This is a genomic window from Dyella silvae, from assembly GCF_026421305.1.
Classification (GTDB): domain Bacteria; phylum Pseudomonadota; class Gammaproteobacteria; order Xanthomonadales; family Rhodanobacteraceae; genus Dyella; species Dyella silvae.
The window spans coordinates 849,443-867,228 of sequence record NZ_JAPJBQ010000001.1 but is presented as its reverse complement, the minus strand read 5'-3'; the positions used below and the strand labels follow the sequence as shown (position 1 = coordinate 867,228).

The following is a 17,786-nucleotide window of genomic DNA, read 5'->3' as shown; positions in this document are numbered from 1 at the left end:
TCGTGCGTTTTCCCTTGATAGTGTCGCCATTAGGCGCACTCCCCAACTGGGGTTGGTAAACGCAAGCCGTCATGCTGAACTAGGAGGCATTGTTCTTGTCTGAGCAATCCGCTCACATCCTTAGGCATCCCGAGGCGCGTGGCAGCATCGACGAAGGAGATGGCCCGGATGGGCGAAAACGAACTGGACAGTGCGCTGGTCGAGCGCGTCCAACAAGGGGACAAGCGGGCCTTTGACCTGCTGGTGCGCAAGTACCAGCACAAGGTCGTGGGGCTGGTTTCCCGTTATGTGAAGAACCACAGCGAGTGTGAAGACATTGCCCAGGAGGCCTTTATCAGGGCATGGAGGGCGATTGGCTCGTTCCGTGGCGAAAGTGCTTTCTATACTTGGCTGTACAAAATTGCCGTGAATACCGCCAAGAACCATCTGGTGGCGATGGGGCGCCGCCCGCCGGCGGACGACATCGCCATTGACGATGCCGCATTTATACCCGGGGCAGATCGTATGCAGGAGAGCGCCACCCCCGAGCGCGAACTCATGCGGCAAGAAATTGAACAAACCGTATTTTCCACTGTCCAATCGCTGCCTGAGGAATTGCGGACCGCGATCACCTTGCGTGAAGTGGACGGCCTCAGCTATGAGGAAATCGCTGAGGCGATGGGCTGTCCGATCGGTACGGTACGTTCACGTATTTTTCGGGCGCGCGAAGCTATCGATGAGAAACTGCGGCCACTGTTGTCCGACCGCGAGGACAAAACCCCATGACAGATACCCAACGCGAAAACCTTTCTGCAGGCATGGACGGCGAGCTGTCGAAGGAAGAGCTGCGCTTCCTGATGCGCCGGCTCGACCACGATGTCTCGCTGCAGGAGGCCTGGTCGCGCTATCACGTAGCCCGTGATGGCTTGCGTCGCCAGCTTCCGCCGCAGGCCTCAGAGGGCTTCGCTGCCCGCGTGATGCAGGCGATCGAGCAGGAAGGCGCGGTGGCTCATGGCAAACGCCGGCACTGGCTGCACTGGTCGGCGGGTGGCGCTATTGCCGCCAGCGTGGCGGTCGCTGCCCTCATGGTGGCTCAGCCCGCAGGACCGAGCGCGGATCGTGCTGGGCCTCAGGTGGCCTCTGCAACCTCCGTTGCGGCGACGCCTGGTAGCGGCATCCAGGTGGCGGCCCACCAGGATGTGCCGGCGGTGGCGCCGCCGTGGGTCAATGCGTATGCCGACTCTCCCTACAAGCTGAGCCAGCAGGCATCCGCGACGCTGGAGGGCGACAACAGCACGCTGCTGTATTCGCGCAACAGTCTGACCCCTTATCGTGTGGCGCGGTATCCCGTGAACAATGGCGACGGCAGTTATCTGTTGTTGATTCACCCCGAACAGCAGCAAGCTGCACAGGCCCCCGCCAACGCTCAGTGACGCGTAGCCGTGTGTCTATTCCCGCGGCTTGCTTTATTGCCTGATCTGTTTCCCTTGCCAATCATTCATGCAAGTCCGCGTCGCGGGCTTGTATGGATGCGCCTGACGTACCCATGGAGGAATGCATGAATCGACTCGTTTTGCGCACGCTGTCGTGCGCCGTCCTGATGAGCCTGGTGTTGGCTGGCGGTGTACAGGCACAGAATGCTGCGCCCGCCGTATCCGGCTTGCCCGATTTCACCGGCATCGTGCAGAAGAACGCGCCGGCGGTGGTGCATGTCGAGGCCAAGTACAGCGGCAAGAAGCAGACCAAGGGACGTGCTGCAGCGCGCGGCATGCCGGACATGCCCGATGATAGTGATGATCCGTCGGCGGAGCTGTTCCGCCGCTTTTTCGGCATGCCCATGGTGCCTTCACCGGAGGAGCAGCAGCGCACCTCGCTGGGGTCGGGCTTCGTTATTTCCGGGGACGGCTATGTCCTCACCAACAACCATGTGGTGGATGGCGCGGACACGGTCACCGTGCGTCTGCAGGACCATCGCACGTTGACGGCCAAGGTCGTGGGCAGCGACCCGCAATACGACATTGCATTGCTGAAGGTGGACGCCAAGGGCAGTTTGCCGGCCGTCACCATCGGTGACTCGCGCGCGCTGAAGCCGGGTCAGTGGGTGTTGGCGATCGGCTCGCCATTTGGTTTTGACTACACCGTGACGCAAGGCATCGTCAGTGCGGTCGGGCGCAACCTGGGTAGCCAGGATCAGCCCTACACCTCGTTTATCCAGACCGACGTGCCGATCAATCGCGGTAATTCGGGTGGTCCGTTGTTCGACCTGCAAGGCCGGGTGGTCGGCGTCAACTCGCAGATCTACTCCAACACCGGGGGATACCAGGGTGTGGCGTTCTCCATTCCGATTGACGTGGCCATGAATGTGGTCAAGCAAATCAAGGAGAAGGGCTACGTTTCGCGTGGCCAGCTCGGCGTGATGGTGCAGCCAATCAGCGATGCCATGGTGAAGGCGTTCAAGCTGGACAACGCATCCGGTGCGGCGGTAGCCGAAGTGACCAAGGGCGGCCCGGCGGAGAAGGCCGGTCTGCACGCGGGTGACATCATCCTTGCCTACAACGGTCAGAGCATCAATTCGTCCACCGATCTGCCGCCGCTGGTTGGTCAGACCACGCCGGGTACCAAAGCGACCTTGCAGATCCTTCGCGATGGCAAGAAGCAGGATGTGAACGTCAATGTCGGCGAGATGCCCCGCGACAAGAGTGCCGTGCTGGCCTCGGTTGATACCGGCAAGGCAGCGGCTGCCAGCGGCTCCAGCGCACTCGGCCTCGCCGTGCAAGACCTGGACGCTGGCGATCGCCAGCAGCTGGGCCTGAAGGCTGGCGAGGGGGTGGGCATCAATAACGTCACTGGCGCGGCGGCCGCTCGCGCGGGCCTGCAGCCGGGCGATGTGATCCTGATGGTGAATCAGCAAAAGGTGGGCAGTGCCACGGCGTTCCGCGAGGCGACCAAGGACGCCAAGCCGGGCGATACGGTGCTGCTGCTCGTACGGCACGGCAATCAGAGCGGCTTCATTGGACTGACCGTGCCGGGTGGTAAGGACGACTGAGGAGCCCAGGGCGCGGCGTGGCAGCGCCGCGACAGGTCTTTTCAGCCGTCAACGGCCTCGGGACGATGGGCGCTTGGGCCACCATCGTCCCGGGGCATGGTGGCGGGAGCGCTGGCAACTTCCGGCGATGCCCGACAACCGAGCGTTCCATGCGATAATGCCGGGTTCGTATTGCCAACCCCGGCGATACGCTGCCCGCGCACCGCGCAAGGCAGTAAACGCAGCTAGCGTGCTCCATGGAACTGATCCGAAACTTCTCCATCATCGCCCACATCGATCACGGCAAGTCGACACTGGCCGACCGCATCATCCAGATCTGCGGTGGACTGACCGAACGCGAGATGGAGGCGCAGGTGCTCGACAACAATCCGATCGAGCGCGAGCGCGGCATCACGATCAAGGCGCAGTCGGTGTCGCTGCCTTACAAGTCACGCGACGGCAAAACCTACCAGCTGAATTTCATCGACACCCCGGGGCACGTCGACTTCTCCTATGAGGTGAGTCGCTCGCTAGCCGCGTGTGAAGGGGCGCTGCTGGTGGTGGATGCAGCCCAGGGTGTGGAAGCACAGTCCGTTGCCAACTGCTACACCGCGGTGGAAATGGGCCTGGAAGTGGTGCCGGTCCTCAACAAGATCGATCTGCCCACCGCTGATCCGGAAAAGGTGAAGGGCGAGATCGAAGCCGTGATTGGCATTGATGCCACCGACGCCGTGGCAGTTAGCGCCAAGACCGGCCAGAACGTGATCGAGGTGCTGGAAGCCATTGTGGCGCGCATCCCGCCACCGAAAGTAGGCGACACGGATCGCCTGCAGGCATTGATCATTGACTCCTGGTTCGACAACTACCTGGGCGTTGTGTCGCTGGTGCGCGTCGTGCAGGGCGAGATCAAGCCGGGCGACAAGCTGTTGGTGATGTCGACCGGTCGTGCGCACGAAGTGAGCGAAGTGGGTGTGTTCACGCCCAAACGCAAGAAGCTCGACAAGCTCTCGCCGGGCGAGGTGGGCTGGATTACCGCGTCGATCAAGGACGTGCATGGCGCACCAGTGGGTGACACGCTGACGCTGGCCGGCAAGCCGGCCGCGAAGCCGCTGTCAGGTTTCCAGACCATGCAGCCACGCGTGTTCGCCGGCTTGTTCCCGGTGTCGGCTGACGACTATCCCGCTTTGCGCGAAGCGCTCGACAAGCTTCGCCTCAATGATGCAGCGCTGTTCTTTGAGCCGGAAAGCTCCGAGGCCATGGGCTTCGGTTTCCGTTGCGGCTTCCTCGGCATGCTCCACATGGAGATCGTGCAGGAGCGCCTGGAGCGCGAGTACGACCTCGACCTCATCACCACCGCGCCTACCGTCGTCTACGAAGTGGTGAAGAGCGACGGTTCGATGATGATGCTGGACAACCCAGCCAAGCTGCCGGCTGCGAATCTCATTGAGGAGATCCGCGAGCCGATCATCGTGGCGAGCATCCTCACGCCGGCTGATTACATCGGCAACATCATCACGTTGTGCGAAGAGAAGCGCGGCGTACAGCGCTCCATTCAGTATCTGGCGACCCAGGTGCAGATCACGTACGAAATGCCGCTGGCCGAGGTGGTGCTGGACTTCTTTGATCGCCTGAAGTCGGTGTCGCGCGGTTATGCCTCGATGGATTACCACTTCGAGCGCTTCGAGGCCGGCCCGTTCGTGCGCGTGGATGTGCTCATCAATGGCGATCGCGTCGACGCACTGAGCCTGATCGTGCACCGCGTCCATGCCGAGCGTCGTGGCCGCGACCTGGTCGAGCGCATGAAAGACCTGATCCCCCGCCAGCAGTTCGACGTGGCCATCCAGGCCGCCATCGGTGCCCAGATCGTCGCCCGCTCCACGGTCAAGGCGCTGCGCAAGAACGTACTGGCCAAGTGCTATGGCGGTGACGTCAGCCGAAAGAAGAAATTGCTCGAGAAGCAGAAAGAAGGCAAAAAGCGCATGAAGCAGGTCGGCCGCGTGGAGATCCCACAGGAAGCCTTCCTTGCCGTATTGAAGGTGGACAAATAATAAACCTGTGGATTCGGCGTTCCCCTCGTCGAGCAACCTTGGAGTAGGGCATGGATTTCGACTTTTCGGCGATTCTGCTTGGCCTCACCGTGCTGTTCGGCGTGGTGTGGGGCCTGGACCGCCTGTTCTTCCACAAGAAGCGCAAGGCCAGGGCCGAGGCAGCGGGCGCGGAAGAGCGCGAGCCGGTGCTGGTGGACTGGTCCCGTTCGCTGTTTCCGGTAGTGCTGGTGGTATTGCTGCTGCGCTCGTTTGTGGCAGAACCGTTTCGCATCCCCTCCGGCTCGATGATGCCGACGCTGGACGTGGGCGACTTCATCCTGGTCAACAAGTTCGCCTACGGCCTGCGCATGCCGGCGTTCAACAACAAGTTTCTTAGCCTGGGCGAGCCCAAGCGCGGAGATGTGATCGTGTTCCGCTTCCCCGGTTATCTGTGCGAAGACGGCGGCAAGCTGGTTCGCAGTGGCGACCAGAGCTGCGCCGACCCGCATGCGCCGGTGCCCAGCCAGAACTGGATCAAGCGCATCGTGGGCATGCCCGGCGATCGCGTGGAAATGCATGGGGACCAGTTGGTGGTTAACGGCGAGCCGGTGGCTGCTGATCTGATCGGTCCCTATGAGGGCGACCCCAAGCGCGCGGAGTCCCGCCTGATGCTGGAGATGGGCGCCACGGTGTGGAACGAGCACCTGCCCAACGGTCAGGGCGGCGTGGTCAACCATCTGGCGGCCCGCATGCCCAACTACGCGGTGCCGCCGCCGCTGCCTAACCCGCACGTGCCGCTGGTGGTGCCGCAGGGTTGCTATCTGGCCATGGGCGACAACCGTTACAACAGCACGGATAGCCGCTGGTGGGGCTGTCTGCCGGAGCAGAATCTGGCGGGCAAGGCCTTCCTGATCTGGCTGAGCTGGACTGGCTCGGGCGTTGCGTTCCATCGCATGGGCACGGTCATCCATTAAAAGCGTGATGGCCATAGGCTGTCTGCCAGTGACGTTGGGGCAGCTACCGGCGACAATGGATGCGCCGACCGGGCTGCCGGGGCGCGTCGGTGGCGCATGGCCAGTCAGCCGGAAATCGCAACGTGTGGCATAGCGAGGGGACTATGAAATCGAAGCAGACAGGTATCACCCTAATTGGGTTTATGTTCGTATTGGTCGTCGCTAGCTTCTTCGGTTTTATGGCCATGAAGCTGGTTCCTGCATATGTTGAGTTTATGGGCGTTAACAAGGCTATGAATCAGGTGGCCAGCGGCGGCGCAGAAGGACGATCATTGGATAGTCTGCGTCGTGATCTCATATATAAGCTCGATTTTCAGTACGTAGCTGACGCGACCATCAAGCCCAAAGACATTACACTCAAGCGCGCCGATAACGCTGCGGAACTGATGGTCAGCTATGACAAGCGTATTCCCTTTATGTACAACATCGATTTTCTGCTGCATTTCGAGAAAAGTGTGGCTCTGCAAGGTAATGTCAGCGGTTAAGCGCAGGCCCAGGATTTGACCAAGCTCGCCTATAGTTTTCGTGATCCCGCGCTCGCGCAGCTGGCGCTTACCCATCGCAGCGCTGGGAAGCCGAACAACGAGCGAATGGAGTTCCTGGGCGATGCACTGCTGGGCTTGGTTGTGGCCGAGCTTCTGTATGAGGCTCACCCGAATGCCAGTGAGGGTGAGCTTTCCCGATTGCGAGCGCAGCTGGTCAACGGCCAGGCTCTTGCGGTCATTGCCCGTGAGCTGGAGCTTGGCGACGAACTCAAGCTTGGTTCCGGCGAACTGAAGAGCGGCGGTTTTCGTCGCGAGTCCATCCTGGCTGACGCGTTTGAAGCCATGGTGGCTGCGGTCTATCTCGATGCTGGTTTTGACGCATGCCGCACCGTGGTGCGTGCGCTGTTCGAACCGCTGGTGGCGGCGATCCCGCGCTCGTCGAAGGACGCCAAGACCCGCTTGCAGGAATTATTGCAGGGGCGCGGATGGCCCCTGCCGCAGTACGATCTGATCGACAGCCACGGCGAGGATCACGCCAAGACCTTTGACGTCTCCTGCGAAATCGCCGAGCCCGCAAAGATCCGGGCTGAGGGTCGCGGCGGCAGTCGCCGTGCCGCTGAACAAGACGCCGCCGAAAGCGTGCTGCGTCGATTGCAGGAACTGAACTCATGAACGACAACGACGAACTCGACCTCGGCGCACCCGCCGAACTTCCCCACGACGACTTCCGTTGCGGCACCGTGGCATTGGCGGGGCGCCCCAACGTGGGCAAATCCACGCTGCTCAATGCGCTGATCGGCTTTCGGCTGTCCATCGTCAGCCCGCGTCCGCAAACCACCCGCCACCGCATTCTGGGCATTGCCACCAGCGAAGCCGGGCAGATCATGTACGTGGATACGCCTGGCCTCCATCGTGGCGCCAAGCGCGCCATGAACCGCAGCCTTAACCGTGCTGCCCGCTCGGCGATCAGCGAGGTGGATCTGGTTGTGCAGGTGATCGAAGCCGGTCGCTGGACGGATGAAGATCAGGCGCTTTACGACGCGCTGGTAGAACAGAAGGTGCCGCGGCTGCTGGTGATCAACAAGGTCGACCTGGCCAAGGAAAAGTCGGCCATGCTGCCATTCGTGGCCGAGTTGATGGCAAGTCACAGTTTTGATGCGGTTTTCTACATCAGCGCGCTGAAGCAGAAGGGGCTCAAGGAGCTGGAGCTGGGCATTCTCAATCGCCTGCCGGTGCAGCCGCCAGTTTACGGTGAAGATGAAATCACCGACCGCAGCGAGCGTTTCCTCGCAGCCGAGATGGTCCGCGAGCAGCTGATGCTGCGTCTGGATCAGGAGCTGCCGTACGCCACCACGGTGGAGATCGAGCAGTTCACGGATCGACCCGATGGTGTTGCCGAGATCCATGCCGTGATCTGGGTCGAGCGCGATGGCCAGAAGGCTATTGTGATCGGCAACGGCGGTGCGCAGCTCAAGGCTATTGGCACGGCCGCGCGCCGGCACATGGAGCGCACCTTTGAACGCAAAGTGTTCCTGCGCCTGTGGGTGAAGGTGCGCGAAGGCTGGGTGGACGATGAGACGATGCTCAAGAAGTTCGGCTACACGGACTGAGAGGCGTGGCATGGACGGCGAGGGGGCTGGCGCACATCGTCGTCTCGGGTGTGGCGATGACCGCACGCTGGCACTGACTCTTCGTCTGCTCCGCAGTACTCGATCGTAACCACCTCATGCGCATCGAGCAGCAGCCGGCCTACGTCCTGCATTCGCGGCCTTACCGCGAAACATCCATGCTGCTCGAATGCCTGACACGTGACTACGGCCGCATCGGTGTGGTGGCGCGGGGCGTGCGGCGCGAGCGCGCGCGCCTGCAGCGAGCTCAGCTGGAGCCCTTCCAGCCGCTGGCCCTCGATATGTTGTTGCGGGGAGAGCTCGCGACCCTGCTGGGTGCCGAGAGCACGAGTGCGCCATTGCGTCTGTTGGGCGATGCCGGCCTCGCCGGGCTTTATCTCAATGAGCTGGCCGTACGACTGACCGGGCGCCAGGACCCGCATCCCGCCTTGTTCGATGCCTACGCACGAACGCTACCGCGCCTGGCCAGTACCGAGCCGTTGGCGTGGACCTTGCGGCGTTTTGAGCGTGATCTGCTGGACGCCATTGGCTATGGCCTGCAACTCGAGTTCGAAGGTGAATCCGGCGAACCGGTGGAGCCTGGCCAGCTGTATCGCTACTTGGTGGAAGAGGGGCCTTCGCCTTGCCGTCCCGGCACGCCACATGCGCTGCGAGGCGATGATCTGCTTGCACTTTCCGAGGACCGGCAACCCGATGCGGTGGGCCTGTCAGCGCTACGGGTGATGATGCGCGAAGTGATTCGGCATCATCTGGGCGGCGGCGAGTTGCGTGCCTGGCAGGTGCTGGGCGTGGCGTTGTCGCGACAGCGTTAGCGGACGGGGATGTGGCTCAGGCCGCGCCGCTGGATTCGAGTGCCTCGATCGTGGCCAGTAGCGAACGGCGGAAGCGCGACAGTGGCGCCATCGATCCCGAGTGACCGAGCTTGAGATGGCGTTGCAGCACGGTGGCCTGGGTGCCCAAGGCGGTCGCGCCACAGAATCCGCAGGAAGAGCGCAGTCGGTGCAGGCGTCCGGCAAGGGCTTCGGTGTCTTCCCGCAGCGCGTCCAGATCCTGATAAAGGCCTACCAGTTCGGCACGCAACAGCGTGCGCATGGCCTTCACTACATCCGAATCACCCATGGTCGCCAAGGCCTGCGCGTCATCCAGTAGAGGCATCGCGCCGGCACCTGCCTGGACCAGGGTCAGGATGCGGCGCAGATCGGCAACGTTGCAGGGCTTCTGCAGCACTTCGCTGAACTCGGCCGCCAGCAGGCGCTGTCGCTCCGAGGCATCCATCTCGGCACTGGTGGCTACGGCCGTGCAGTCACTGGAGAGCGCCTCGGGATCCCGCCTCAACGCGGCAAGCACTTCTTCGGCACCGGCGCCGGGCATCCGGCAATCCAGCAGCAGCAGGTCGAACGCTTCGTCGTGAGCCAAGGCGATAGCAGCCTGGCCATCGTTGCAGGCCCGGGCCTCCAGACCCAGGCCCCGCAAGGCCTCCACAAGGAAAAGACGGCTGCTGGCGTCATCATCCGCCACGAGGGCGCGGACGGTTTCGGGTGCGGCAGGAGCCTGCGAAGGGTCGCCAGGAAGCGTGTTGAACATGACTAGTCCGTGTCGTTCAGCTGTTTTTGGCAGAATGGCGCGTCATGCGTTCCACATCAAGCTACCTATTGCTCAGTCTCGGCATCCTGATCTGGATGGGTCTCGTGCTGCCCGCCCGGGCTGACATCGCGTTGGGCGCCAAGGCGGTCAGCATACCCGGCCTGAAGATGCAGGACGTCCAGACCCAGATCGGCGAGGACGGCCAGGGTGGGCTGATGCTCAACCTGAAAGCCGCCAAAGCCGACGTGCCATCGATGGGCTGGAAGCGCATCGGCGTGGATCTCAAGGGCGTCTTGCAGCGCGACACACATATGCGCTGGCTGTTCGATGGCACCGCGCAGCTGGCGGGTGCGCCGGGCGGCGCGTTGAGCAACGCCAAAGTCACCATGGTGATTGACGAGGCCGCCAATACGCTGGAAATCGATATCACCCAGGGGGCGGCCCAGGCCAGCACGGCGTTGCCGCTGGATCAGCCTACCCACGCGCAAATCAGCCTCAAGGGCGTGCCTGCCGTCTGGCTGCAGGGTTTGTTGAGCACGGTGTGGTCCGGTCGCGCCACAGGCGGCAAGCTTGATGCGGATATGGCGCTGGATCTGGCCGATAAGGGTCTGCAGGCGTCCGGCCAGTTCGCGCTGAGCGGGGGCGGGTTTGATACGGCCAGCGGCACGTTGGCTGGGCAGTCGGTCAATGGCAACGGCCGGCTCAACATCGACACCACGGGTTCCCCGTCGCGCATCGACCTGGATGCCAGCCTGCGCGGTGGCGAGCTGCTGCTTGGCCCCATCTTTGCCCATCTGCCTGATCACCCCGTGCAATTGGGCCTGGCGGCTACGACGCGTAACGGTGCCGTGGAGTTGACGCGGCTGCGCGTGGCTGACGCCGACGCCCTCCAGCTGGATGGCGCCATGAGTTTCAATGCCAAGGGCGAGTTGCAGAAACTCAAGCTGGAACGAGTGCAGGCGCGGTTCCCAGCCGCGTATCAGCGGTACGGTCAGGCCTGGTTGGCAACGCTGGGCATGCGCGATATGCATGTGGCCGGGCAGTTGAGCGGCAGCCTCGATCTCGAAGCCAGCGGATTGCGCAGCTTCGCTTTCGATACCGATGGTCTGGATTTCGCGGATGGCGAAGGGCGGCTCGCAGCGAAAGGCCTGCGTGGCGGGATGGACTGGACCACCGATGGCGAACGCCCGGCGACCACCCTGGGCTGGCAGTCATTGCAGGTCTACAAGATGGCCAACGGCGCGGCGCAATCCCGCTGGCAGAGCCGAGGTGGCTCGTTGAGCCTGCAGCGCGCGGTCGAAGTACCGTTGCTCAATGGCCGTGTACGCGTGGGCGATCTGGAGTGGCGCCCGGCTGCCGCAAGGGGGCGTCGACTGACCACGTCACTGGCCTTCACGGGCATCGACATGGCGGCGTTCTCAAAAGCCATGGGCTGGCCGGAGTTCCCGGGTACGCTCGGTGGCGCCATTCCTGCGCTGCGCCTCGTCGATGACCGCATCGAGCTCGATGGCGGCCTGTCGGTGAGCGTGTTCGACGGCTTTGTCGATATCACGCGGCTTACCTTGCAAGGGCCGTTTGGTCCCAGTCCGGTGCTCACCGGTGACGTACAACTGCGTCAGCTCGATCTGGGGGCGATGACCAGCGTGTTCGATTTCGGCAGTATCACCGGACGTATGGACGGCTCCATCGACGAGCTACGTCTGGTCAACTGGAACCCTGTGGCGTTCAAAGCCAATCTGCTCGCCGGTAGCGGCGGGCGCATCAGTCAGCGCGCGGTGAACAATCTCACGGCGGTGGGCGGTGGCGGCATGGCAGCGGGTCTGCAGGGCGCGGTGCTGAAGCTGTTCAAAACGTTTGGTTACAAACGTATCGGCCTCAATTGCACCTTGCAGGCCTCCGTATGTCATATGGGTGGTCTGGATAACGATGCGGATGGCTACACTATCGTCGAAGGTAGCGGCCTGCCGCATTTGCAGGTGATTGGCCATCAGACCCAGGTGGACTGGCCCACCTTGGTCCGGCGCGTGAAAGCCGCCATTCAAGGCAACGGACCGGAAGTCCATTGAACGCTCTCACCCAGCGGTGAGTCTCCACCCCCGAAGGAGTTGTAGAACATGCGCAAGCTCATCTATGGATTGTTGACCACGTGCCTGGTCGCACTGGTGGGGTGCGTCACGATCAATGTGTACTTCCCTGAGGCTGCGGCGCAGAAGGCCGCCGACCAGTTCATTGGTACCGTGCTCGAAAATACTGCGCCGGCGCCCGCACCCAAGAGCGATCAGCCGCCCGCACCGCCCAAGAAAAGCAGCCAGCCGTCGGCCATGTTGCTGGATCTGCTGATTCCTGCGGCTTACGCGGCCGACGCGCCCAATATCCGTATCCAGACCCCGACGACCGACGCCATCCATGGCCGCATGCGCGATCGCTTCAGCAATACGCTTGCCCCCCTGTTCAACAGTGGCGTCATCGGTTTTACGCAAGATGGCCTGGTGGCCGTGCGCGACGCGGCCAAGCTGCCTCTCGACCAGCGTGCGAGCGTGAGTGCTGCCGTTGCCGACGAGAACCGCGACCGCAACGCGCTTTACCGTGAAGTGGCCAACGCCAACAACCATCCGGAGTGGGAGGCGCAGATCCGCGCTACGTTCGCCAAGGGCTGGATCGAGCGGGCACGTGCGGGCTGGTATTATCAGGACTCTTCGGGCGCCTGGAAGCAGAAGTAAGCCGTTCGCCCCGCCTTACCCGATTGTCGCGCCCGGGATCCTCATGACCCGGGCGCCTGCGTTTTGAGACCCCATGAAAGAATTCGAAGCCACCATCACTGACCTTAGCCACGACGGTAAAGGCGTTACGCGCATCGACGGCAAGGCCGTGTTCGTCAGCGGCGCGCTGCTCGGCGAGGAAGTGAAGCTCAGCATCCGCAAGCGCCACCGTCATTACGACGAAGCGGAGGTGGTGCAACTGATCACCCGCTCACCGCATCGCGTGGAACCACGTTGCCAGCATTTCGGCCAGTGCGGCGGCTGCTCGTTGCAGCATCTGGATGCCGTGTCGCAGATCGAAGTGAAGCAGCGGGTTCTGAAAGATAACTTCGAGCGTATCGGCAAGGTTGAACCGGCAATGTGGCTGCCGCCACTCACCGACGAGCCGTGGGGCTATCGCCGCAAGGGACGTTTGTCAGTGCGCTCGGTGGCCAAGAAAGGCCGCGTGCTGGTGGGTTTTCGCGAAGAGAGCAACCCTCGCTTTGTCGCCGACATCAGCCGGTGCGAAGTGGTGCATCCGGCTCTCGGTCCTAAGATCGGGCTGCTGGCAGAGCTGGTGAGCAGCATGGATGCGGCCAACGATATTCCGCAGATCGAATTTGCCGCGGGCGACGATACCGTGGCGCTGGTGTTTCGCCACATGTCGCCCCTGAGTGAGCGCGACCAGGCTGCGCTCATCGCGTTCGGCAAGCAGCACGGTTTTGCCATTTACCTGCAACCCGGTGGTGTAACGAGCGTGCATCCGCTGTGGCCGGAGCACCCGCGTCTTGCCTTCCGCATTCCCAGTGGCGATGCGTCCATTGAAGATGTCGAGCTGGAGTTCCGTCCGCTGGACTTCGTGCAGGTCAATGCCGGCATGAACCGCCGCATGATGGCTCGCACAATGGAGCTGCTCGATCCGCAGCCGAACGATCGCGTGCTGGACCTGTTCTGTGGGCTGGGCAATTTCACCTTGCCGATCGGCCGCCGCGTGGCCGAGGTGGTGGGCGTGGAAGGCGAGCACGGCCTGGTCGAACGCGCAGCGGAAAACGCAGCGCGCAATGGCATCACCCACGCACGCTTCGAGGTGGCCAACCTGTTCGAAGACCAGCGGCACACCCATTGGGCGAAGCAGCCGTGGGACAAGCTGTTGCTCGACCCGCCGCGTGCAGGTGCCGACAAGGTGCTCGACTACTTGCCGCATAAGGAAACGCAGCGCATTGTGTACGTTTCGTGTCACCCGGGCTCGTTGGCGCGTGACGCCGGTATTCTGGTTCAGAAGCACGGCTTTCGCTTGAGTGCGGCGGGCGTGATGGATATGTTCCCGCATACGGCCCATGTGGAGTCGATTGCGCTGTTCGAGCGCTAAGTCCGAGGCGTGAAGGGTCTGGCTTCCTTCATGGCCACATCACATACCCCACTATCGGTTGCAGCATGGGCATTGAGATCGAACGCAAATTTCTTCTGAGTGACGACAGCTGGCGTGCTTCGGTTACGCACAGCGAACGCATCGCGCAGGGTTATCTGGTGGGCGCGCAAGCACTGCGTGACGGCACCGCACGCGCGTCCGTGCGCGTGCGCCGTACAGGCGATCATGCGTGGCTCAACATCAAGTCGGCGCAACTGGGTATCGAGCGTGCTGAATTCGAATACCCGATGCCGATGGCGGATGCCGAGCAGATGCTTGCCACACTGTGCGACGGCGTGCTGGAAAAGATCCGGCACCATGTCACCGTGGATGGCGTACTGTTTGAAATCGACGAATTTTTCGGTGACAACGCCGGGCTGGTGGTCGCCGAGGTAGAACTTGTCACGGTGGACGCATCGTTTCCCCGGCCGTCCTGGCTCGGGCGCGAAGTCAGTCATCTGCCCCGTTACTACAACGTCAATCTGATTGCCCATCCGTATGCACAGTGGTCTGCGGACGAGCGGCACGCCGCCGGGGAATCGATGTCATGCTGATGATTGGTCTGGCCGGTACCACCCTGGCCGCCTCCGAACATGCGTGGCTGACGTCGCCGGGCGTCTCTGGCGTGGTGCTGTTTTCCCGTAACTTCCAGTCGCGCGATCAGTTGATGGCGCTGGTCGACGACATTCGCGGCGCCGGTGGCGACGACATGTTGATCGCCGTCGATCAGGAAGGCGGTCCGGTGCAGCGTTTCCGCGAGGGCTTCACGCGTTTGCCGCCGCTGTCCGCAATCGGCGCGGTGTACGACCGCGATCCGGAGGATGCGATACGTCTGGCCGAAGAGCATGCCTGGGTCATGTCCAGCGAGCTGCGTGCCAGCGGCGTGGATTTCAGTTTTGCGCCCGTGGTTGATCTGGCTCGCGGTAATGCTGCCATTGGGCTACGTGCCTTTCATGCGGACCCCGCGATCACCGCCGAGCTCGCGCAGGCTTACGTGCGCGGTATGCATCTGGGCGGGATGGCTGCGGTGCTCAAGCATTTCCCGGGTCATGGCTCGGTTGCGGTGGACACGCACAAGGCCGCTGCCATCGACCCGCGTTCGCTCGACGAGATTCGTCGCGACGATCTGGTGCCATTCGTCGAAAGCCTGGCGGCCCATGCCGAGGCCGTGATGGTGGCGCACGTGATCTACCCCGAGGTCGATCCGCAGCCGGCCGGGTTCTCCAGCCGCTGGATCAAAGACATCCTGCGCAGCGAGCTTGGTTTCAACGGTGCCGTGATCAGCGACGACATCAGCATGGCCGCGGCCGGTGCGGCGGGTGGCGTGGCGGCGCGTGTGGCCGCGCATCTCGATGCCGGTTGCGACCTGGTACTGGCCTGTTTTCCCGACGTGGTCGAAGAAGCCCTGGCAGCGGTGCAGGGGCGGGCGGCCACCTCGCCCGAGCGGCTGGCTGCGTTGCGCGGCGCTGTGGCATCCACCTGGGAAGGACTACTCGACAATCCCCAGCGCGATCGATTCATCGCGCGCGTCACGGCGCTCTATCCCGTGGAAGGACACTCTCTGGCATGACTACTCAAACCCCTTCTTTGGCCGCAGCGCTCGCGGACGCCGATCTGCTGTTTGATCGTCCGGCACTGGAATCGGTGATTGCCGATATGGGGCGCCACATCGATGCGGCGCTGGATGGCGAGCGAGCGGTGTTTCTCACCGTGATGAACGGTGCACTGATCTTCGCCGGCCACCTGGCGTTGGCCATTCGCACGGACGTCGAGTTCGACTACGTGCATGCCACCCGTTACCGCGGCGCGACGTCCGGCAGCGAGCTGCACTGGCTGCGCGAGCCGGCGGTGGACCTGACCGGTCGCACCGTGCTGCTGGTAGACGACATTCTCGACGAGGGGCACACGCTGAAAGCGGTGCGCGACGATTGCACCCGTCGTGGTGCACGCCGCGTGCTGATCGCCAGCCTGTGCACCAAGCAGCATGACCGTCTGGTCGAAGGGATCGCTGCCGACTTCAACGGCGTGGAATTGCCCGATCGCTACGTGTTCGGCTTCGGTATGGATTACCACGAGCAGGGCCGTAACCTGCCGGGTATTTACGCGCTGAAGTGAGTCCATCCGGCTGGCCCTGATGGCCGGCACCGTGACGTTGTGGGTGACGCATGAACATTCTGGGTATCTCCGGCAGCCTGCGGCAGGCTTCTTTCAACACCGTGCTACTGCATGCTGCGCAGGAGCTGGCGCCGGCGGGGATGCATATCGTCATCCATCATCTGCATGATCTGCCGCTGTTCAACCAGGACGTGGAAGAGCAGGGCGACCCCGCCGCCGTGATCGCCTTCAAGGAGGCGATCGATAACGCGGATGGCCTGCTGTTCGCATGCCCGGAATACAACGGCGGTATCACCGGCGTGCTCAAGAACGCCGTCGACTGGGCGTCGCGCGCAGGCAAGTCGCGCAAGGTGGCGCCGCTCACGGGCAAGACCATCTGCATCGTGGGTGCCAGCCCAGGCATTACCGGTACGGTGCGGGCGCAGGACCAGTTGCGTCAGGTGCTGCGCCGGGCCGGTGCACGCTCCGAGCCGCAGGGCGACGTGTTGGTATTTCAGGCACACACCAAGATCATCGATGGGCGGCTTACCGACGAGCGTACGCGCGAAGCGTTGGGCCGCCATCTGGAAGGATTTGCCGAACGCCTGTCGGCGACGGCCAACCATCTCTAATTGAAACAGGAACGACCCGTGACTATCGATCTGGCCGTAATTGGCGGCAGCGGTTTGTACAACTTCCCCGGGCTGGAGAACACCACCCGCCATCGCATCGAAACGCCGTTCGGCGCGGCTTCGGGTGACATCGTGGTCGGCGAGTTCGCCGGTCGCCGGGTCGCCTTCCTTGCGCGTCATGGCGAAAGCCACACGGTGCCACCGCATCGCGTGAACTACCGGGCCAACCTGTGGGCGCTGCATTCACTGGGAGCGCGCCGGGTTATCGGCGTGAATGCCGTGGGCGGCATCCGGGCGGACATGGGGCCGCGCGTGATCGTGGTGCCCGACCAGATCATCGACTACACCCATGGCCGCTACACCAGCTTCTGTGACATCGAAGGCGCGGAAGTTCGCCACATCGACTTCAGCGAACCCTATACCGAGGCATTGCGTCAGCAGTTAATGATCGCCGCCAACAAGGCTGGTGTCGCGGTGCTGGACGGTGGTTGCTATGGCGCAACGCAGGGGCCACGACTGGAAACCCGGGCAGAAATCGCGCGCATGAAGCGGGATGGCTGCGATCTGGTCGGCATGACCGGCATGCCGGAAGCCGTGCTCGCGCGCGAGCTGGATCTGGAGTACGCCTGCCTGGCGCTGGTGGCTAATTTTGCTGCCGGCTGCGGCGACGAGGCGGAGATCAGCATCGAAGAAATTTTCGCCCATCTGGCTGCAGCTACCGCCGAAGTACCCCGTATCCTCAGCGTTCTGCTCAAATCCTGAGCAGCGGTTTGGGTTTTGATCGTGTCAAAGCATCTTTCGTATTGCGCTTTGCCATAAAACATGTTGATACTTCCGCTGTGCCAGGGGCGGCGGACCAAGGGGTCAAGGTGGTTCAGCGCTATACCGTGGTGCATCCAGTCCATGATTCAGAGGTTCACGCAATGCGTTTCGGTACGGTCAAGTGGTTCAACGACGCCAAGGGTTTCGGCTTCATCGCGCCCGAGGACGGTGGGGAGGACGTGTTCGTCCACTTTTCGGCGATCAACGCCAAGGGCTTCCGCAGTCTGCAGGAAGGCCAGCGCGTGAAGTTCGAAGTCACCACGGGCCCCAAGGGTGCCCAGGCTTCGGGCGTCGAAATCGCCTGATGAAGGCGAGCCGGCGCGTACGCCGGTCATCGATGTAAAAGGAAAC

19 protein-coding genes are annotated in these 17,786 nt (G+C 62.7%); 18 read left to right on the top strand and 1 reads right to left on the bottom strand.

The window, feature by feature from the left end; genetic code table 11:
• The first annotated feature begins 168 nt into the window (after positions 1–168).
• The 9 genes from rpoE to recO all read left to right on the top strand — a co-directional run bounded on the left by rpoE (position 169) and on the right by recO (position 8,969).
• Positions 169–765: an RNA polymerase sigma factor RpoE gene (rpoE, locus tag OQE56_RS03985; protein ID WP_267221753.1), complete on the top strand. Its 597-nt coding sequence runs from the start codon at positions 169–171 to the stop codon at positions 763–765.
• Positions 762–1,412 carry a sigma-E factor negative regulatory protein gene (locus tag OQE56_RS03980; RefSeq protein ID WP_267221751.1) on the top strand — a complete coding sequence of 217 codons (651 nt, stop codon included), beginning with the start codon at positions 762–764 and terminating at the stop codon, positions 1,410–1,412. The genes rpoE and OQE56_RS03980 overlap by 4 nt, the downstream gene beginning before the upstream one ends.
• 125 nt (positions 1,413–1,537) lie before the next feature.
• A complete protein-coding gene (locus tag OQE56_RS03975; RefSeq protein WP_267221749.1) occupies positions 1,538–3,025 on the top strand; it encodes a Do family serine endopeptidase in 1,488 nt (495 codons plus the stop codon).
• A gap of 236 nt (positions 3,026–3,261) precedes the next feature.
• Entirely contained in the window at positions 3,262–5,052 is a 1,791-nt protein-coding gene (gene lepA / locus OQE56_RS03970) for a translation elongation factor 4 (protein ID WP_267221746.1), read from the top strand.
• Between the two features lie 50 nt (positions 5,053–5,102).
• Positions 5,103–6,005: a signal peptidase I gene (gene lepB / locus OQE56_RS03965; RefSeq protein ID WP_267221744.1), complete on the top strand. Its 903-nt coding sequence runs from the start codon at positions 5,103–5,105 to the stop codon at positions 6,003–6,005.
• A 143-nt stretch (positions 6,006–6,148) separates the two neighbouring features.
• Complete coding sequence (locus OQE56_RS03960; RefSeq protein ID WP_267221743.1) at positions 6,149–6,529, top strand: DUF4845 domain-containing protein; 381 nt, start codon at positions 6,149–6,151, stop codon at positions 6,527–6,529.
• 15 nt (positions 6,530–6,544) lie between these two features.
• Positions 6,545–7,201 carry a ribonuclease III gene (rnc, locus tag OQE56_RS03955; RefSeq protein WP_267221741.1) on the top strand — a complete coding sequence of 219 codons (657 nt, stop codon included), beginning with the start codon at positions 6,545–6,547 and terminating at the stop codon, positions 7,199–7,201.
• Positions 7,198–8,139, top strand: a complete 942-nt coding sequence (gene era / locus OQE56_RS03950) for a GTPase Era (RefSeq protein WP_267221739.1) — start codon at positions 7,198–7,200, stop codon at positions 8,137–8,139. Before rnc ends, era begins: the two co-directional genes overlap by 4 nt.
• A gap of 116 nt (positions 8,140–8,255) precedes the next feature.
• Positions 8,256–8,969 carry a DNA repair protein RecO gene (gene recO / locus OQE56_RS03945; RefSeq protein WP_267221737.1) on the top strand — a complete coding sequence of 238 codons (714 nt, stop codon included), beginning with the start codon at positions 8,256–8,258 and terminating at the stop codon, positions 8,967–8,969.
• 16 nt (positions 8,970–8,985) lie between these two features.
• Here the strand turns inward: recO and OQE56_RS03940 are convergent, their stop codons facing one another.
• The gene (locus tag OQE56_RS03940) at positions 8,986–9,741 is read right to left on the bottom strand and encodes a response regulator (RefSeq protein ID WP_267221735.1); all 756 of its coding nucleotides are present in this window, start codon (positions 9,739–9,741) and stop codon (positions 8,986–8,988) included.
• A 44-nt stretch (positions 9,742–9,785) separates the two neighbouring features.
• Here OQE56_RS03940 and OQE56_RS03935 point away from each other — a divergent pair, with 44 nt between their 5' ends.
• The 9 genes from OQE56_RS03935 (at position 9,786) to OQE56_RS03895 (ending at position 17,740) form a co-directional block, all read left to right on the top strand.
• Positions 9,786–11,807 (top strand): translocation/assembly module TamB domain-containing protein, encoded by a 2,022-nt coding sequence (locus OQE56_RS03935; RefSeq protein WP_267221733.1) that lies wholly within the window; start codon positions 9,786–9,788, stop codon positions 11,805–11,807.
• 48 nt (positions 11,808–11,855) lie between these two features.
• The gene (locus tag OQE56_RS03930; RefSeq protein WP_267221732.1) at positions 11,856–12,461 is read left to right on the top strand and encodes a YdbL family probable chaperone protein; all 606 of its coding nucleotides are present in this window, start codon (positions 11,856–11,858) and stop codon (positions 12,459–12,461) included.
• 73 nt (positions 12,462–12,534) lie between these two features.
• Positions 12,535–13,848: a 23S rRNA (uracil(1939)-C(5))-methyltransferase RlmD gene (gene rlmD / locus OQE56_RS03925; RefSeq protein ID WP_267221729.1), complete on the top strand. Its 1,314-nt coding sequence runs from the start codon at positions 12,535–12,537 to the stop codon at positions 13,846–13,848.
• A 65-nt stretch (positions 13,849–13,913) separates the two neighbouring features.
• On the top strand, positions 13,914–14,441 hold the full coding sequence (locus OQE56_RS03920; protein WP_267221727.1) for a CYTH domain-containing protein: 528 nt from the start codon (positions 13,914–13,916) through the stop codon (positions 14,439–14,441).
• Positions 14,435–15,457, top strand: coding sequence for a beta-N-acetylhexosaminidase (gene nagZ / locus OQE56_RS03915; protein ID WP_267221725.1), 1,023 nt, complete (start codon positions 14,435–14,437; stop codon positions 15,455–15,457). Before OQE56_RS03920 ends, nagZ begins: the two co-directional genes overlap by 7 nt.
• On the top strand, positions 15,454–16,002 hold the full coding sequence (locus OQE56_RS03910; RefSeq protein ID WP_267221723.1) for a hypoxanthine-guanine phosphoribosyltransferase: 549 nt from the start codon (positions 15,454–15,456) through the stop codon (positions 16,000–16,002). Before nagZ ends, OQE56_RS03910 begins: the two co-directional genes overlap by 4 nt.
• A 50-nt stretch (positions 16,003–16,052) precedes the next feature.
• Complete coding sequence (locus OQE56_RS03905; RefSeq protein ID WP_267221722.1) at positions 16,053–16,613, top strand: NADPH-dependent FMN reductase; 561 nt, start codon at positions 16,053–16,055, stop codon at positions 16,611–16,613.
• Between the two features lie 18 nt (positions 16,614–16,631).
• Positions 16,632–17,375: an S-methyl-5'-thioinosine phosphorylase gene (locus OQE56_RS03900; RefSeq protein ID WP_267221720.1), complete on the top strand. Its 744-nt coding sequence runs from the start codon at positions 16,632–16,634 to the stop codon at positions 17,373–17,375.
• A 161-nt stretch (positions 17,376–17,536) separates the two neighbouring features.
• Positions 17,537–17,740 carry a cold-shock protein gene (locus OQE56_RS03895; protein WP_114826723.1) on the top strand — a complete coding sequence of 68 codons (204 nt, stop codon included), beginning with the start codon at positions 17,537–17,539 and terminating at the stop codon, positions 17,738–17,740.
• Positions 17,741–17,786 lie beyond the last annotated feature (46 nt).

Bases quoted from the DNA above. Each gene is read 5' to 3' on its own strand.
- rpoE (WP_267221753.1), top strand. From the start codon at position 169: ATGGGCGAAAACGAACTGGACAGTGCGCTGGTCGAGCGCGTCCAACAA.
- OQE56_RS03980 (WP_267221751.1), top strand. From the start codon at position 762: ATGACAGATACCCAACGCGAAAACCTTTCTGCAGGCATGGACGGCGAG.
- OQE56_RS03975 (WP_267221749.1), top strand. From the start codon at position 1,538: ATGAATCGACTCGTTTTGCGCACGCTGTCGTGCGCCGTCCTGATGAGC.
- lepA (WP_267221746.1), top strand. From the start codon at position 3,262: ATGGAACTGATCCGAAACTTCTCCATCATCGCCCACATCGATCACGGC.
- lepB (WP_267221744.1), top strand. From the start codon at position 5,103: ATGGATTTCGACTTTTCGGCGATTCTGCTTGGCCTCACCGTGCTGTTC.
- OQE56_RS03960 (WP_267221743.1), top strand. From the start codon at position 6,149: ATGAAATCGAAGCAGACAGGTATCACCCTAATTGGGTTTATGTTCGTA.
- era (WP_267221739.1), top strand. From the start codon at position 7,198: ATGAACGACAACGACGAACTCGACCTCGGCGCACCCGCCGAACTTCCC.
- recO (WP_267221737.1), top strand. From the start codon at position 8,256: ATGCGCATCGAGCAGCAGCCGGCCTACGTCCTGCATTCGCGGCCTTAC.
- OQE56_RS03940 (WP_267221735.1), bottom strand. From the start codon at position 9,741: ATGTTCAACACGCTTCCTGGCGACCCTTCGCAGGCTCCTGCCGCACCC.
- OQE56_RS03935 (WP_267221733.1), top strand. From the start codon at position 9,786: ATGCGTTCCACATCAAGCTACCTATTGCTCAGTCTCGGCATCCTGATC.
- OQE56_RS03930 (WP_267221732.1), top strand. From the start codon at position 11,856: ATGCGCAAGCTCATCTATGGATTGTTGACCACGTGCCTGGTCGCACTG.
- rlmD (WP_267221729.1), top strand. From the start codon at position 12,535: ATGAAAGAATTCGAAGCCACCATCACTGACCTTAGCCACGACGGTAAA.
- OQE56_RS03920 (WP_267221727.1), top strand. From the start codon at position 13,914: ATGGGCATTGAGATCGAACGCAAATTTCTTCTGAGTGACGACAGCTGG.
- nagZ (WP_267221725.1), top strand. From the start codon at position 14,435: ATGCTGATGATTGGTCTGGCCGGTACCACCCTGGCCGCCTCCGAACAT.
- OQE56_RS03910 (WP_267221723.1), top strand. From the start codon at position 15,454: ATGACTACTCAAACCCCTTCTTTGGCCGCAGCGCTCGCGGACGCCGAT.
- OQE56_RS03905 (WP_267221722.1), top strand. From the start codon at position 16,053: ATGAACATTCTGGGTATCTCCGGCAGCCTGCGGCAGGCTTCTTTCAAC.
- OQE56_RS03895 (WP_114826723.1), top strand. From the start codon at position 17,537: ATGCGTTTCGGTACGGTCAAGTGGTTCAACGACGCCAAGGGTTTCGGC.